Origin of the sequence: Martelella alba (assembly GCF_005217455.1) — a bacterium.
Lineage (GTDB): Bacteria > Pseudomonadota > Gammaproteobacteria > Enterobacterales > Enterobacteriaceae > Acerihabitans.
This window is the reverse complement of the sequence record NZ_SZPQ01000183.1, coordinates 1-518: the sequence shown is the minus strand read 5'-3', so window position 1 is coordinate 518 and position 518 is coordinate 1. Positions and strand designations below refer to the sequence as shown.

At 51.0% G+C, this 518-nt stretch carries 1 protein-coding gene and 1 pseudogene; both read left to right on the top strand.

Annotated elements, in window-relative coordinates; translation table 11 throughout:
• Nucleotides 1-47 precede the first annotated feature (47 nt).
• On the top strand, nucleotides 48-326 hold the full coding sequence (locus FCN80_RS26335; RefSeq protein WP_136993304.1) for a hypothetical protein: 279 nt from the start codon (nucleotides 48-50) through the stop codon (nucleotides 324-326).
• Nucleotides 319-518 (top strand): annotated as a pseudogene (locus FCN80_RS26330) (hypothetical protein); the annotation flags it as partial. The gene FCN80_RS26335 and the pseudogene FCN80_RS26330, both read left to right, overlap by 8 nt.

Here is a 518-nt window from a genome sequence, read left to right as displayed (position 1 = left end):
TTGGATGCCGCCGCCCCTTCACCCACCAGCGACAAAGGCGGTGAGTGATGAATACATATCTGGTGTGGTGCATGGAGTACGGGGATGAACGCAGTAATGCGCTGAAGTTAGAGGCATATACACATGACGATGCTGCCGAGAAATGGGCGAGGTGGTATGACAGACACAGCGCTAAGTATTCCATTGTCAGCGAGCAACGGACACCTGAGGTTTGTGTTGCCATGGATGGTGAGCCTGAACGGCATTTTTTAGTAACCGGGGAGGCTGTTCCAGTCTATGAAGCCCATCCGGTCAGTGCGGATAGGGACGGTGAATACCATGGCTGATATCAGCAACGGGCCAGTATCAACATTGCCCGGACAATTTTCCGGTGTTCCTGCTGGAGTTAAATGCGATGAACATCCCGATCGTGACGCTGTAAAACGAGTCCAGGGCGAAACAGATTCATTCGGCTGTGAATATTATGACATGTGCCAGGAATGTTTGGATAAATACCGCCAGGAAATCAAAGAGGCTGA

Bases quoted from the DNA above. Each gene is read 5' to 3' on its own strand.
- FCN80_RS26335 (WP_136993304.1), top strand. From the start codon at position 48: ATGAATACATATCTGGTGTGGTGCATGGAGTACGGGGATGAACGCAGT.